At 48.1% G+C, this 15,207-nt stretch carries 14 protein-coding genes; 11 read left to right on the top strand and 3 right to left on the bottom strand.

Annotated elements, in window-relative coordinates; genetic code table 11:
* Positions 1–64 precede the first annotated feature (64 nt).
* Positions 65–961 carry a LysR family transcriptional regulator gene (locus ACYU87_RS15600; RefSeq protein WP_461135004.1) on the top strand — a complete coding sequence of 299 codons (897 nt, stop codon included), beginning with the start codon at positions 65–67 and terminating at the stop codon, positions 959–961.
* A 36-nt stretch (positions 962–997) separates the two neighbouring features.
* Here ACYU87_RS15600 and ACYU87_RS15595 read toward each other — a convergent pair whose 3' ends face one another.
* Positions 998–2,749, bottom strand: a complete 1,752-nt coding sequence (locus ACYU87_RS15595) for a DUF6044 family protein (protein ID WP_461135003.1) — start codon at positions 2,747–2,749, stop codon at positions 998–1,000.
* Positions 2,750–2,854: 105 nt separating this feature from the next.
* Between ACYU87_RS15595 and ACYU87_RS15590 the strand changes: the two genes are divergently transcribed.
* The 3 genes from ACYU87_RS15590 to ACYU87_RS15580 all read left to right on the top strand — a co-directional run bounded on the left by ACYU87_RS15590 (position 2,855) and on the right by ACYU87_RS15580 (position 5,930).
* A complete protein-coding gene (locus tag ACYU87_RS15590) occupies positions 2,855–4,411 on the top strand; it encodes a M28 family peptidase (protein ID WP_461135002.1) in 1,557 nt (518 codons plus the stop codon).
* A 128-nt stretch (positions 4,412–4,539) separates the two neighbouring features.
* The gene (locus ACYU87_RS15585; protein WP_461135001.1) at positions 4,540–4,773 is read left to right on the top strand and encodes a DUF4834 domain-containing protein; all 234 of its coding nucleotides are present in this window, start codon (positions 4,540–4,542) and stop codon (positions 4,771–4,773) included.
* A gap of 311 nt (positions 4,774–5,084) precedes the next feature.
* Complete coding sequence (locus ACYU87_RS15580; protein WP_461135000.1) at positions 5,085–5,930, top strand: alpha/beta hydrolase; 846 nt, start codon at positions 5,085–5,087, stop codon at positions 5,928–5,930.
* Positions 5,931–5,977: 47 nt separating this feature from the next.
* Here ACYU87_RS15580 and ACYU87_RS15575 read toward each other — a convergent pair whose 3' ends face one another.
* Positions 5,978–7,009, bottom strand: coding sequence for a serine hydrolase domain-containing protein (locus ACYU87_RS15575; protein WP_461134999.1), 1,032 nt, complete (start codon positions 7,007–7,009; stop codon positions 5,978–5,980).
* A gap of 246 nt (positions 7,010–7,255) precedes the next feature.
* Here ACYU87_RS15575 and ACYU87_RS15570 point away from each other — a divergent pair, with 246 nt between their 5' ends.
* The 5 genes from ACYU87_RS15570 to ACYU87_RS15550 all read left to right on the top strand — a co-directional run bounded on the left by ACYU87_RS15570 (position 7,256) and on the right by ACYU87_RS15550 (position 11,297).
* The gene (locus tag ACYU87_RS15570) at positions 7,256–8,293 is read left to right on the top strand and encodes a sodium:calcium antiporter (RefSeq protein ID WP_461134998.1); all 1,038 of its coding nucleotides are present in this window, start codon (positions 7,256–7,258) and stop codon (positions 8,291–8,293) included.
* 60 nt (positions 8,294–8,353) lie between these two features.
* A complete protein-coding gene (locus tag ACYU87_RS15565) occupies positions 8,354–8,491 on the top strand; it encodes a hypothetical protein (RefSeq protein WP_461134997.1) in 138 nt (45 codons plus the stop codon).
* A gap of 195 nt (positions 8,492–8,686) precedes the next feature.
* Positions 8,687–9,277, top strand: a complete 591-nt coding sequence (locus tag ACYU87_RS15560) for a TetR/AcrR family transcriptional regulator (RefSeq protein ID WP_461134996.1) — start codon at positions 8,687–8,689, stop codon at positions 9,275–9,277.
* 97 nt (positions 9,278–9,374) lie between these two features.
* Positions 9,375–10,100 (top strand): SDR family oxidoreductase, encoded by a 726-nt coding sequence (locus ACYU87_RS15555; RefSeq protein WP_461134995.1) that lies wholly within the window; start codon positions 9,375–9,377, stop codon positions 10,098–10,100.
* A 195-nt stretch (positions 10,101–10,295) separates the two neighbouring features.
* A complete protein-coding gene (locus tag ACYU87_RS15550; protein ID WP_461134994.1) occupies positions 10,296–11,297 on the top strand; it encodes an NADP-dependent oxidoreductase in 1,002 nt (333 codons plus the stop codon).
* Between the two features lie 237 nt (positions 11,298–11,534).
* Here ACYU87_RS15550 and ACYU87_RS15545 read toward each other — a convergent pair whose 3' ends face one another.
* Positions 11,535–12,293 (bottom strand): hypothetical protein, encoded by a 759-nt coding sequence (locus ACYU87_RS15545; RefSeq protein WP_461134993.1) that lies wholly within the window; start codon positions 12,291–12,293, stop codon positions 11,535–11,537.
* Positions 12,294–12,989: 696 nt separating this feature from the next.
* Between ACYU87_RS15545 and ACYU87_RS15540 the strand changes: the two genes are divergently transcribed.
* Both ACYU87_RS15540 and ACYU87_RS15535 read left to right on the top strand, forming a co-directional pair.
* Positions 12,990–13,667 (top strand): hypothetical protein, encoded by a 678-nt coding sequence (locus ACYU87_RS15540; RefSeq protein ID WP_461134992.1) that lies wholly within the window; start codon positions 12,990–12,992, stop codon positions 13,665–13,667.
* 108 nt (positions 13,668–13,775) lie between these two features.
* Complete coding sequence (locus ACYU87_RS15535) at positions 13,776–14,330, top strand: hypothetical protein (RefSeq protein WP_461134991.1); 555 nt, start codon at positions 13,776–13,778, stop codon at positions 14,328–14,330.
* The last annotated feature ends 877 nt before the right edge of the window (positions 14,331–15,207 follow it).

Genomic DNA, 15,207 nt, shown 5'->3' with positions numbered 1-15,207 from the left:
CCGATTCCCCCGTATTTTGGCTTCGTAAGCTGGCTTAACCGGTTATTCAACGTTTCATAGTGCCATGCTCGACTTTCGCCTGAATGTCTTTTACACTGTTGCCAAACGGCTCAGTTTTACCAAAGCTGCTGCTGAATTGTATGTGACGCAGCCCGCCGTGACGAAGCACATTCAGGAACTGGAACACCAGTTTGGTACGGCACTTTTCGACCGACGAGGGAATCAGATTAGTTTGACGACTGCCGGGAATGTGCTACTCGGTCATGCCGAGACTATCATGGGCGTTTATCGCCAGCTGGAGTTCGACATGAACGCGCTCAAAGGCGAGTCGGGCGGGACGCTGCGCGTAGGGGCTAGTACCACGGTGGCACAATATGTGATTCCGCCGGTACTGGCCCGGTTTCGTGAGCAGTCGGCTGATGTCGCGATTTCCCTGGCGTCGGGAAATACCGAGCAGGTTGAACAGCAGTTGCTCCATAATGACATTGATCTGGGCCTGGTGGAGGGCCGAACCCACCACAGCGATATTCGGTACACCTCTTTCGTGAAAGACGAACTGGTGCTCATTTGCCGGGCCGATCACCCCCTGGCCAATCGGGACGAGATTACGCTGGCCGAACTCCAAAAAGTGCCCATCGTGCTTCGCGAACGGGGTTCCGGTTCACTCGAAGTCGTTGAACATGCGCTTCGTGGCGTGGGGCTAAGACTGACCGACCTAACCATCGATATGCATCTGGGGAGCACCGAGAGCATTAAATCGTATCTCGGCAGCTCGCGCTGCATGGCGTTTATCTCCGTTTTTGCTGTGCAGCATGAACTCCAGGCGGGTAGTCTTAAAGTGCTCGATGTCGCGGGGCTTTCGATCCAGCGGGATTTTTACTCTATTCAATTACAGGGGGTTAGTGAAGGCCTGGCGGACACATTCATGCGCTTTGCCCGGCAACATTACAAACGGGGGTAGCCTGATTTATCATGAAACATCCGGCCCGACTTTACGCTAGTTTACTTTATAGAGCCAGACTTTCCAATAGCTTTCCGAATTGGTGAAGACACTTTCCAGATGGAGTCGGTTTTGGGCGGCATTGCCAATCGGGACCGCCGAGATGACGTACTGACCACCCAGCGATACCAACGCGTCGGTGTTCAACTGGAGATGATTCAGCGTCGGGTGCTGCGTCTTTCCGAACAGGTAATTCATCCCCAGCTCGGCAGTGTAGAGATACACTCGGCAGGCATACGCATCGTAATACACACGCATTTGCCGGGTACCTTTCGCTAATTCAGTCGCGATGACTTTCCGGAAGGCGTGTTTGTAGGGAAGGGGGTAGTTATTCTGGTAACTGTCCAGCGTGTAGAATCCGTTGAATTGCGCTACCGACGGATGCATGCCCAGGCAAATGACCCGATAATCGGATTGGGGTTTCGCAATATACTTGCGAATTTGAGCGAACTGCTTTTCGGCAAAAAACGCCCGGAACGATGGATGCTGAGCTTCGGTTACGTAGCCGGTCATTTTGCCCACGTTGATGCGCCACTCCTTGTTCGCGATGATCATCAGGACAAACTGCCCCGCCAGAAAGAGAGATACCCAGCGACTGTTAGCCCTAAACTGCCGCAGGGCCAGCGCTAACAGGAAAAACCAGAGCGTCGGCAGAAGGAAATAGAATCGGTCGAACTGAAATACCCGAAACTTGATGCCCAGCGAGCTATCGCCCAACCAAACGACCCAGTAATGGTAAAGCCCGTGAATCAGGCAGATAAGACCCGCCAGGATCGGTAAGCCGACGAGCCAGTTCACCGCCCTCAGATCCTGTTTCCGGTAGGCTCGCCACGCGCCCAGCCCGGCGACCGCCAGAATGCCCGGCGTGAAAAAGGCACCCGTATTGAACATGGGCCAGACAAACAAGTCGGCGCTTCGGCGGAGGCTGTCGGCGAGCCGCATAGAGCGCAATTGGCTATAGTCGAACTCGACCCGTTGCGAGATGTAGGTCTGGTTAAGGAACCCGTAAATCAATTCCCATTCGCTGCCAATGTACAGCACCGAAAGCAGAAACAAACCCACCACGTAACGCCAGTTGATTTGCCGCGACGGGCGCATCGCTACTACGCCAAGAAGACCCAGCGCAAGGCAAATGAAGAGGCCCGCCCAGACGAAGAAAGAATAAAACGGGAAAAGGACGATAATGAGCCAATCGCTGGGGCGATCCTGTTTTTTTAGCAGGTTCAGGAAGGCTAACAACAGCAACGGCTGACCCGTAACCGAAGCCCCATGAACAATATAGCAGGGTACCAGCGCAAACAGAAACGCGATGGCTACGCGGGTGAGCGCCCAGTGCGTTTCGGGCAAAACGTGCTTTTTCAGCAGCAGATACATACCCAGAAAGCCGATGCCATGAACTGCCGTGAAGTTGACAACCTGCGCTGAATAGGGAGGGAGCAGGTAAAAGGAAAGCACTTCGACATTGAGCCCCGTTCGGAAAGCCGAGCGCGGAATGCCGCTGAACGAGGTAGCCGCATCGGGGCTGCTACTCATCATGTTCGGGATAAGGGTACTCAGATCGAAGTTGAACGCGGTATTGGTAATCTTGAGCAGATACAGGTAAAGGAAATCACTGTCCAGGTTATCGTGGATCGTCAGGTGGGCACCCTCACCGAGCCAGATATACGGAAAAATGTAGAGCACCAACAACCCAATGGCAATCGGAAGATACGTTTTTTCGGTCGATGAGGTCGCGAAACGGGCTGGCATAGGTTCGTAAAAAGAGCAGCGAAAATACAGAAATTCGCTGACATCCCCGGAAGACCGGTAAGCCACACCGGAATTTCGTACGTTTACATTATCAACTCAATCATTATGCGATCATCGTTCATCGTTTCTTTTACTGCGGGCTTGCTGGTTGTTACCAGTTCTTTGCAGGCACAAAATCGCCCCATCAAGGGCACACCGCTCAGGGCTAGGACAACCACATCTGCCGCTCAATTGCCGGAATTTACGCTGTCGCGTGCCGAGGTAGAAGCTCATATTCGGTTTCTGGCGTCCGATGAGTTGCAGGGCCGCAAAGTAGGGGAGCCGGGCAACTGGATTGCCGCCCGTTACATTGCCGAACAGTTCCGGCAACTGGGCTTAAAGCCCGCCGGTATGGTTAACAACAAGCCTGATTACCTGCAACCTCTTGATCTGGAACGCATCAAAGCGGCCAGTTCGGCGACGATGCGGGTTGGCAAAGATACGCTTCAATTGGGCAAGGAGCTGGTTGTGATGGCCGGTGGTCCGACCAGCCTGTCGGGTGAAGTCGTTTACGTCGGTTATGGTCTGACGGATGGCGACGATGGGTACAAAGGGCGCGATGTGAAAGGGCGGATTCTGGTGGCGCAGGGCGGCTCGCCCGATGCCAAAAGCCCCCGTGAAATCTTCGGGGCATCGGCCGCCAAACGCAAACTGGCGAGTGACAAAGGGGCGGCTGCCCTCATCGAACTGTACAGCGAATCCATTCCCTGGGGGTTTGTCAACCAGTACTTTAATCGGGAACAATTGGCTATTCCGGTAACCGCTGAGACGAGTACGCCCGTCACGCATTTGTGGGTCAACAACGCCAATAATAAGTACAAACAACTCAAGGAAGCCGGTCAAACCATTACGCTTCAAACATCGGGACGCCAGCGTATGTCGGCCTTGTCGGCTAACGTAGCGGGCCTTATTGAAGGCACCGACCCCAAACTTAAAGATGAATATGTGGTGCTGTCGGCTCACTTCGACCACATCGGGGTAGGCAAAGCAAGCGGAACGCCCTACTCCCCCGGCGACAGTATTTTTAACGGGACACGGGATAATGCCATGGGTACGGCGGCTATCCTGGAAGCGGCTAAAACCCTGTCGCTGCAACGCCCCAAACGGTCGGTGCTGGTGTTGGCTCTGACGGGCGAAGAAGCCGGTACACTCGGCAGTCGCTTCTATGCCGAACATCCATTGGTACCGCTCAAACAAACAATCTTCGACCTCAATACCGATGGTGCAGGCTACAATGACACGACCATTGTATCCGTTATTGGTCTGGAACGAACGGGGGCAAAAACCGAAATTGAAACAGCCGCTAAAGCCTTCGGACTGGGTGTCTTTGCCGAACCGGCTCCTGAACAGGGGTTGTTTGACCGATCAGACAATGTTCACTTTGCCGCCAAAGGTATACCTGCTCCTACGTTTTCGGCGGGTTTCAAAGCGTTCGACGAAGCCATTGGTAAATACTACCACCAGGCCATCGACAACCCCGAAAGTCTGGATTACGGCTATACCCTGCGCTACTGCCAGGCGTATGCCTACGCGGCCCGGCTCATTGCCAATCGCGCAACGCGCCCGAAATGGTCAGTAGGCGACAAATATGAAGCGGCCGGAAAAACGCTGTACGGACAGTAGTCCCCTCTGCCGATCTGCTTTTGTGAGGAAGGAATCGGGTACTATTCATCCGGTACAAATGCCGATCGTCACACCAGAAAACTAAACCGGTCATCCCAACGTTTATTCAGTACTAACAAGACTCCGATATGCTGTTCAAATATCTGTTCATCATCACGATGGTTATTCTTTTCGTACCGCCGGTACGTCGATTTGTGTTTTATCTGCTGGTTGGCCGTCAACTGGTGAAAGAGCAGAAAAGGCAGGGCGATGTGCGTGGAGGTCGTCGGGAAGGCGAAATCCGAGTTGATAATACCCAGAAAAAAGACGGCAGCTACCCCTACAAAGGTGGCGAATACGTCGACTACGAGGAAGTCAAGTAGATCTTTACCCATAGACAATGCCCGGCAACGTACTGTACGTTGCCGGGCATTGTCGTGTAACGGGGTACTGATGAAAGGCATGGAAGAATCTGCTGTGAGCAATACATAGAGATGCCAGCTTTAAGTATCGAATCGATGTCGGGTAAGAGGAAAACTATCCGCCGGGTCTGCTCCGGCACACCGGCCTGATCCGTGGAGTCTATCATCAGACTTGGCTTCCGTTAAAAAAATGTAAAAGACGACGCCCGGTCAGACCGATTCAGATGTAAGCTATTTCTTTGAGGATAAATACGTTAGATCACATCTGTTGTATGCATCTGAAAACAATCCTGTCCCTCCTCTGCGTGGCATTATACGGCTGTCAGCCGAAGAGTAGTACCATTAGCCAGTCATCAAATGACACGTTCTCGCGGGCAATCTATGCAAAAGCTGTAAACGATTCGCTCTATGTGCAGACCCAGCTCCCGTTGGAATACGCTGATAGCACAACCAAACACTATCCGGTTGTTGTCATTCTGGATGGCAATTTTCATTTCCCCATGCTGGCCGCGAGTGTACGCCAGTATGAAAAAGCCGGATTACTGCCGCCCCTTATTTTGGTAGGGGTTGGCTACAAATCGTTCAGTGAAATGGATTCCCTCCGTGTACGGGACTATTTATATCCGGCTGCATTACCTGCCGACGAGTTGAAAGCCCCCGGTGGTGGCGAGCGGTTCAGACAGTTTCTGAGTCGCGAACTACTACCTTCTATTGACGCAACCTATCGAACAACCGCCCAAAGCAGAACGCTCCTTGGCCATTCGTTCGGGGGTTACTTTGCCTTATATACGTTATTGAGCCAGGCCAGGAACAAGACCCATGAGTTCCAAAACTTCGTGGCTGCCAGCCCATCCATATGGTATCACAACTTTTATTTGAATCAACTGCCAGCCCAACTGGGCGTGTTAAACAAGGCTGATTCGGTACGACTGTTTTTATCCGTTGGGGGCCAGGAAAATCCACAATGGGATAGGAAGCCCGTTCAGGCTCTAACTGCGTCTATTAAGCGAACCGGCCAGATCGGTCTGGAGGGCGGAGTTTATAATCAGCTAGGGCACATGGATACGGGTCAGCTGAGCTTTCTGAAAGGCTTACAGTATTTCTATCAGTCACGCTGACAAGTACAAATTATTCGTTCATTAGCTTCCCAATTTACGATTACTGACTACCAGACTCGTATGCCCAACGATTTCCTGATCTCATTATGAAAATGCTCATGGTTGGTAGCATTGGTATTACTCAAGCTCACAATTGTAAGATCTTCTTCTTGCAGATGAGATAATAGAGCGTTTGCCCCGGCGATGCGTCCGGGTCGTTCAACCACGGTATAGGTCTTCCCATCGACGGTATACGTTCTAATCCACAATCCATACCCATAATTATCTAGTTTCGGTGAGGCAGTTAAAAGCAAGGCTAAAGTGGCTGGTTTTAGCAGCTTATTAGTAAATAAGGCATTGGCAAAGGTCAATACATCATCCACCGTAGAGTACATCGCTCCGGCGGTGAAAAAATTTTCAATATAATAAGGTATATCATTGTAGAGCTGGCCGGTTTCAGGGTTCAGCGAGTAGGTGCTGGCTAACTGTTTAATGACTCGTTGATCAATCAAAATCCCGGTTTCTTTCAGATGCAGCGGTATTAAAATTCGCTCGGCTAACACGTCAGGATAAGGTCGATGACAAACTTGCTCGATAATTTTCCCCAGCATCAGGAAGTCTCCATTGTTATACTCAAAGTGGGTACCTGGGCTATATTTTAAGGGATTGTTGTAATACTTCAAAAGCAACTCGTCAGTAGTGTAGGGATTTTGTATGTTCTCAATCCCCCGATTCTCAATATTATCAATGCCGTATGTATGATTCAGCAGATGGTGGACCTTAATCTGGAATGACTTTTCATCCGTTAGGCTAGGCAGATAGGTATGAATCGACTGGTTTACGTCCAGTTTGCCCTCTTGATAGAGTTGCATGACGATAACGGAAGTAAACAACTTCGTAATGGAAGCGATCCTGAAGGCAGTATGTTGATGAATAGGAATATCAAATGAGCGATTGGCTAGCCCAAACGAGTTTTGATAGATAAGCTTCCCTTTCAGTTGAACCAGTAAGGTGCCACTGAACTGATGTTCTTTTACATACGCCTGTACTAAGCTATCTACGGAGTTGGCTTGGGCAAACAGGTTGACACGTCCTGTCAAAGAGAAAAGGATTATAACTAAATACACTCGAAAGACATACATGGACATAAAAAATTAACGTTCAGTCGAATATGGTGTATAGCACAGTAGTATGTTATACATGTTAGTAAGGATGGTGTTTTTTAGTGTTGAAGGGTAACCGAGTTGCGATGAACACACTGTTGCGCTTGAACAAGCCCACTCAAGTGTGGTTTAACTAAAACACTTCTGCTCCCGGTTCCTTTTCAATCACAACGAAGCCACCCAATGTTCGATTCCGTTTCGCTTCTGGTCTTGGGCCTGATTTTCGTAGCAGCGGCAATCGTTGTCTGGCGGGCGGGCATAGCGTTGTCGAACACCACAGATGCGCTCGACAAACACTTCGGCCTGGGCGACGCGCTGGGTGGAATCATCGTGCTGGCGATCGTGACCAATCTGCCCGAAATTGCCATTACCGTGAGTGCGGCCATGAGTCATAAAATCGAATTGGCGGTGGGAAACATCCTAGGGGGCATCGCCCTGCAAACGCTGGTACTAGTGCTCCTCGATGCTGTTGGCGTCGGTAAGCAGGATACACTGACGGCCAAGCAGTCGTCATTGACGCCAGTGCTGGAAGGGTCGCTGGTGATTGCCATGCTGACGCTCGTGGTCATGGGTCATCAGTTGCCTGGTGACCTTGTCTTCGCGCGCCTAACGCCCGATAGTGTATTACTCGTGGGCACCTGGGTAGTTGGCGTATGGCTTATTGGCCGAGCTCACAAGGGCCTGCCCTGGCAAATCAACCCGCCGGTGCAGGCTGCTCAAAAAGAGCCCACCGCGGCTGATAAGCGCAGTATAGGTCAAACGCTATGGCTGTTTGGTCTGGCCGCACTGGCGACGCTGGCGGGCGGAGTGGTGCTGGAAGAAAGCGGGGATGCCATGGCCAAACAACTCGGGATGGATGGGGTACTCTTTGGGGCAACGGTACTGGCAGCCGCCACCTCCCTGCCCGAAGTATCGACGGGGCTGGCTTCCATCAGAAATAAGAATTATACGCTGGCCGTCAGCGATATATTTGGTGGAAACGCCTTTTTGCCCGTTTTGCTGGTGATAGCAACGGTTATTTCGGGCAAGCCTGTACTACCAACTGCTCAAAAAAGCGATCTGTATCTTACGGGCCTAGGTATTCTAGTCACCCTTCCCTACATCTTTGGGGCCTTGTTTCGCCCCAAACGCCAGATTCTCCGCATGGGATTAGACTCCTTCGTTGTACTGCTCATCTACCTTTTTGGCGCAGTCGGCCTATTCGTCATTGCCAGTAAATAGCTCGCTGTAGCCTAGAGCGATGGTTGAGGCACAGGCGAGAAGAACCAGGCAGTTCAGGACGTGCTGACCGACTTTCAGGCCAGAATCGTATTCCTGCTGGGACGAGTTATCTATTGTGGCATTCTCATCAGTTCAGTTGCGTGCGATGACCTGCGGGCGGTAACCACCGATCAGCGTCTGGAATGCCCCTCGTCTTAGGCAGAAGGGGATTAGGAGAACGTATAATCTCAGTTATGGAATAGCTAATCTGTCTTCCTCCATATAAAGTCTCGAATACAGTTGTACAAAACAGTACGAAAAGGCGGAATAAATACGTCTATGAAAATAAAATCGGGTTTAATTTGCTTGAAAAATAAACCTTTTGGTATTTTTGCATCGACAAGAGCCAGTACTATGCTTACGAAAGCTGAAAAAACTAAACAGTTCATCCTGGAGACGGCAATACCCCTTTACAACACGAAAGGGATTGCCGGGGTAAGCATAGATGACGTACTGAGCGCCACCAAACTCACGAAAGGATGCCTGTATGGACATTTCCAGAGTAAGGAGGACCTCTCAGAGCAGGTTATCGAACTGGCTCTGAGAAAGATCACGGACAAAATACGGTTGGCCGTTGCCAGTGGTAAGACGGCCAAAGCGAAACTCTTTGCTTTCCTGGATTTTTATAAAGATCCTATCCACACCTATATTCCGGGTGGTTGCCCCATTTTCAATACAGCCGTGGAAACCGATGATAACTATCCGGTTATCAAAGAAAAAGTGGCTACGGTGATAAGAACCGGACAACAAGAGATCACCGATCTGCTCGAAGAAGGCATTCGCAACGGAGAATTTTTAGCCAAACTGGATCCACCGGCTATGGCGTTTAAGCTAGTCGCTGCCATAGAAGGCGGGCTGATGATGTGCCGAATCATGAATACTATAAAACCCATGCATACGCTGATCAAAAGCCTGAAATCAGAATTGGAACTCTATAAACCGTAACTTTTTTGCTGAAAAATAGACCAAAAGGTATATTTTGGGCGTATTGGTAAATTGTTCATTACTTGATCACAACACAATTTTTTAAACGTCACAGGACATGAAAACAACAGGAAATACCGTATTTATCAGCGGAGGAAGTGCAGGCATTGGGTTGGCTATTGCCAAGAAACTAAGCGCCGAAGGAAACCGAGTTATCATCAACGGGCGTAGTGCTGAACGATTGCAAAAAGCCCTGAGCGAACTTAAAGATGCCGTAGGGATTCAGGGAGATCTTTCTCTCGAAGCAGATCGGGTTCGGATTGCGCATGCGCTAGCCGACCAACACCCGGACATCAATATTGTTGTCAACAACGCGGGCGCTGCTTTCCTGAACAATCTGGGCGACAGTGCCAACAATGCCGTGGAAAAGGCATATCAGGAGATTAATACAAACTACCTGAGCATTATTCACTTCACCTCACTGGTGCTCCCCCAGTTACTGAAACAGGACGATGCGGCCATTGTCAATGTGACCTCTATCGCGGTTTTCCGGGGAAACCAATACCTACCAACCTATTCCGCCAGTAAAGCAGCCCTGCACAGCTACACCCAAGGCCTGCGGGACACGTTTGCGGACAATGAGCGATTGAACGTCTACGAAGTATACCCGCCACTGGTCAATACCGAATTCTCGGCTGAAGTCGGCGGTGCCAACGGTATTCCGGCTTCGGAGGTAGCCGACGAACTAATCTGGGCGCTGGCGAAAAACCAGTTTGAGGTTCCGGTGGGGGAAACCAAGCGGATTCATCAATTGGTCGAACAGATTTCAGCCAGCAGCCATTGACCACGGCCAATAACGCAGGCTAGTCACACCACTTTCAGAAGCAGATAAAAAAGCAATGAATGACTTTTTTGTCGGTAATATGGTAAAACAACTAGCGGTCTTTACAGCAGCTATTCATACCTACGAGATAGCTGAAACCCTGACCTACGCGAAAAGGGTAAAATACTGGACTCGTATCAAAAATAAACAGCGATCATGAAAGCATTTCAACTAACGAAATACAGCAAAAGCGAGGCATTAAAGCTAGTCGATGTGCCAATCCCTACCGTGAATGAGCATGATGTGCTGGTTGAGGTGCATGCTACCGGCCTGAACCTGTTGGATTCGAAAATTAAAGCCGGTGAATTCAAACTGTTTTTGCCCTACAAATTTCCGCTAACGTTAGGCCATGACGTAGCGGGTGTCGTAACACAGGTAGGGAAAAGCGTCAGGAAATTCAAGGTGGGCGATAACGTGTATGCCCGCCCGGCTGATGGTCGCATTGGTACGTTTGCCGAGTACATCGCCATGAATGAAAACGACGTCGCCTTGAAGCCCCAAAACCTGTCGATGGAAGAAGCGGCTTCCCTGCCGCTGGTGGCCCTGACGGCCTGGCAGGCCCTGGTGGAGCACCTTAACGTAAAGAAAGGCCAGAAAATATTCATACAAGCCGGTTCGGGCGGGGTAGGCACCATTGCGATCCAGTTGGCCAAACAGTTGGGAGCAACCGTAGCGACCACCGCCGGAGCCAACAGTTTTGCGTTGCTGAACCAGTTGGGCGCTGATGTGACCATTGATTATAAAACGCAGGATTTTGAAACCGTACTGCACGATTACGACGGCGTATTGAACAGCCAGGATAAACCGACCCTGGAGAAATCACTGAATATTTTAAAGCCCGGTGGTCGAGCCGTTTCCATCTCCGGCCCACCTACTCCCGCTCTGGCGAAACAGACGGGTGCTCCCTGGTTCGTCAAGATTATCCTGACGCTTCTCAGCAGCGGAATCCGTAAAAAGGCCAAAAAACTAGGCGTTGAGTATTCCTTCCTGTTTATGCGAGCCGAAGGCCGTCAGCTAGCCGAAATAAGTAAGTTGGTTGAAGCTGGAACGATCAAACCCGTGCTGGACAAAGTTTATTCATTTGATCAACTCAACGATGCCCTGGCCTACGTAGAGAGCGGTCGCGCTAAGGGTAAAGTCGTGGTGAAGGTAAAATAAACCGGTGAGTAGCGGTCTGGAGTTGCAGCTTGTTAGGTCATGAAATAAGCCTTTATTGAGGCTAAGTCTCTTGAAATACCAGGATTACATTTTAATATCTGTCCAGTGGTCAGCCACCGTGGCTCAATCCGTAACATACGGTCCACGATATGACAGTCGGTTTGTTTATTGATCAGTTTTTCTTCGCCCGTAAACGCAGTTGAGTCACTAGTCAATTTTCCAGCATCCAGAAATATATTAATTCGGTAGCTGTAAATAGCCTGACTTACCATAGTAGTCTAGTAACGAATTTGTGCGCTGGTATAACTCGTTCATCTGGCCTTGGACTCGGCTTACACAACGCTGACCATTCCATATCGATTCTTCGAATCGAACCTCTATTTGCCCATGATCTCGCAATACCACGTCAGCAAATATGATATCAGAATTAAGTTTTTCCGCTAAATGAAAAACATTAGGTGAATAAGGGCCACCAATGTGATTGTCAATCATCACACTAATGGTACCACCCTGCTGTAAAATATTTTTTGCTTTCAGCAACACCGTGGGACCCGTGCGAATAGCAGGTAATTTCTTTGTGGTGCCCCATATCGCGATCGAATTGATAATGCCAGGGTCCGCAGCCAAAGCGATCGGTGAGGTAAAGCCTAATTCTACCAAATAATTCAACGCCAATTTGGTCAGTGGCATATGAGTTGAGCACAGAATTAAGCCCCCCGGCCGAGGTTTCGTGAACAAATCCAGCGTCTTAGAACAATGAATTGGAATTGGAAAAGCCCTCCCTTGTCGAGAAAGCAGAGCCAGTAATGTATTCAATTTGATCGCACGACTGATCGCCAACGTGCTTTTGCAATGATATTTTTTGGGCTGGCGAATAAAAGCCATCAGACTAGCGGTCCTGTAGGCTGCTGTATACCATTTATGAGGTGGTAGCGTGGTCGTAATAAGCTGGGCGACATGCCCTTTTAAGCTATCAAATAATCCTGCGGGTTGCATGCCTACAAGTGGGTAATCGTAAAACGTATACAACTAGTTTAGGCAAATTTATTAGTATTTCGTATTTCTAGTATAAAAAATGTTACTGATTATCTTGATTGTACAAGATATTGTCACGCCACGTACACCCGTAGGCTGACCTTATATTAATAACTTCCTGAGCCAGCTGACGATTCAGGGAGCTTAGATTTCAGATCTACCCAAGTGTGAACTCCTACGTAATGGGTATGTTGAGCCTTGGTAAAGTACCCGCTGTCCTTATAAATTCAGCCTGGCTCGTCCATGCATTTGCCACTCGATGAGTTTGCCCCTGACCACTCCGGCAGACCGGTTGCCCCTGGGCTTAACCATGCCCCGGTGGCCATCGTTTTATTCTGTAAATAGGGATGCACACCCAGCATCATAGTCTTGCCGCTTCGGCGTTCCGATGAAGTCGTAATCCAGGCTGTCTTGTCCTGAATGGAAACCGAGCGTTTTTATGAGAATGAATGATAAGGAGTTTTTGACAGAGCCTTTTACTTACTTATCTGTTGTATTTTTCCAAGTCAAGTTGCATAAGCAACGTTATGTTAAGAAACTTTTCCAAGAATCAGCCCTAAAAATTAGCCAGTAAAAGTTAGTTTAGACGGGCCTTTTTAGGTTGTAGTAGATTAGCTGAATCAGCAAAGTTATAATCATGTATTTCGTATCGATACTATGAAAAGCACAAGCCTCTTGATTTTAGTTTGGCTCTTGGTTGGCAGCCATGTCAGTTGGGGACAAAGTCGGTTTTCGGTTTCCATTAATATCGCTCCTATCTTTTCCCATTCCAATAGTAAATCGGTAGTCCCCCCTATTAATAATCCGGCGGTTCCTATCGCCACGGCTACGGAAGTGCTCATTCAATCCCATAGCCTAGGGTACTCCCTAGGCCTAATGGGGCACTATGCCCTCACTAACAAATGGTCTCTTTCAACCGGCGTTTGGGCCACTCAGACGCAGTCGAGCAAAGGTAATATTGTGTTTAATGGAGATGCTACTGCATTGAGTTACGTAAACAAGCATCCCTTCCGTTATGCTTATCGCGTTCCCCTTTTTATCAACTATCAGTCGTCAATCAACCGCATATCTCCCTATTTTTCTCTGGGAGCTGCAGCGAATTTCCGCTCGACTAGTTACGCGTACATTAATGGTCAGGAAGTACCCATAAAATTAGGCAAACCTGTTACCATCAGTCCTCTATTGATAGGAGCAGGCGTGATTGGTCAGTTAAAAAGGCAGCTGACGTTGGTAGTGCAACCCATGCTCGAATACGATCTGCGAACTCATCCTACCTATGCCTATTCTCACACCTATCAACTAAGTTTGCAGACCCAATTAAGATATCGTTTTTAAGGCCTAGTTACCATAAGATCACTTATACAACAGAAATTAGTTGATTGATCGGCTGCTAAAACACTGAGTAACACATTTAGGCGTTTCCAAGAAAATAAAACTTTTCATATGAAAACTAGCCTACACTTTTACCTCTTAGCTCTTTTGGTGAGTCTTCAGCTTCAACAAGCTTATGCTCAAAAATTAACCTCCGGTCAATCTCAAACTACATTTCACTCAGGCAGTTGGCAAGTAGGTGCAAAAGCGGGATATGGTCGAGGAAATTTGTTACGTAATAGAAACAGCTTTCAAATTCACGCAGGCTATTTTCCAATTAAACAACTGGCTGTGGGCTTAAATGCAACATTGTCTAATGAATGGGTCGATGACATTGGTTTTAAAGATCTCTCAGTAGGCCCTTACATACGTTACCAATTTACAGCTACTTGGCTCTCTCCATTTGTTGAAGCTTCTTACCAGATGGGTAGACGAAGTTCCAATGCTGCTGGGGTAAGCTATCCGAGCACACCTATGCAAACAATCCAACTTGGTCCTGGCTTGAGTATAGAGACAATAAAGTTCTTAAGATTTGACCTTAGTTATCGATTTGACTGGGTTTATTTAACGAACAACACTCAGACAATTGGTTTACCTCAGATAGGACTTACCTATTTGTTCAGATAGTGATCAGCCTTACGATTCGCCGAGAAATTAGACTATTTTCAGGGTGTTGGCCCATGCAGCTAAGCTACGCTCTGAGAATAATTTCATAACATAAATCTAGTTATGCAACAGGGCTAAAATTAGTGCAATTTCTGGCCGTTAGGCATTTTGTATTTTTCTGAGTGAGTTGTAAGGGAATTAAAAGTTGAATTACAGCAATTTTATAAGTGTAACTTATCTATCTGGTATGAGAAGTGGGATTTTTATAACCCTGACTATTCTAAAGGTTATAACGGTTTTTGTAGGAATTGTGATTATCGTAGTCAACTTGTATAGGGCTGCATCGAGGCAGAATCCAAACGGCTATTCTAAAGCGTTCAAGGCATTTCTATCAGTATTCGGAGTTGTTCTATTATTAACAGTTCTAGATTTTCTAGTTGCCTATTTTGTAAAAGACAATTCATAATAGTTGTCTCGAAATCAGAGTTTTGCACTTAATAGAGAGTAGTTATATAACTATTTTTATGTTAATAAAATAAAGCAATAAGTCTTAATTAATCTTTATATCTGGCAACATAAAAAAATTATAATGAAACTTCTCGCTAATTAAGCTTTGATTATTGACTTTTCTAGTCAATAATCAAAGCTTAATTAGCTCTACTATGAATAGCTTTTTTATCAAGGGAACTAACGAGGGAGTAACTGTTGAAATCACGTTTAGCTCGATGTACTCAAGTCAGGTTAGTAAGCTAATGCTGGTATTTGAGAATGCGTATGCTACTGATTAGATTGGACAGTTATTAAAATCACCGTAAGAGACCCTCGTATTGCACATTTCCGTACCGCACTTTCTTGTACGGGTACCAGCGTAACTTGACTTTACGTTTTCGCTGGTGCA

It is taken from the genome of Spirosoma lituiforme, from assembly GCF_054776635.1.
The sequence above is the reverse complement of the archived record's forward strand: the minus strand, read 5'-3'. Positions and strand labels throughout refer to the sequence as shown.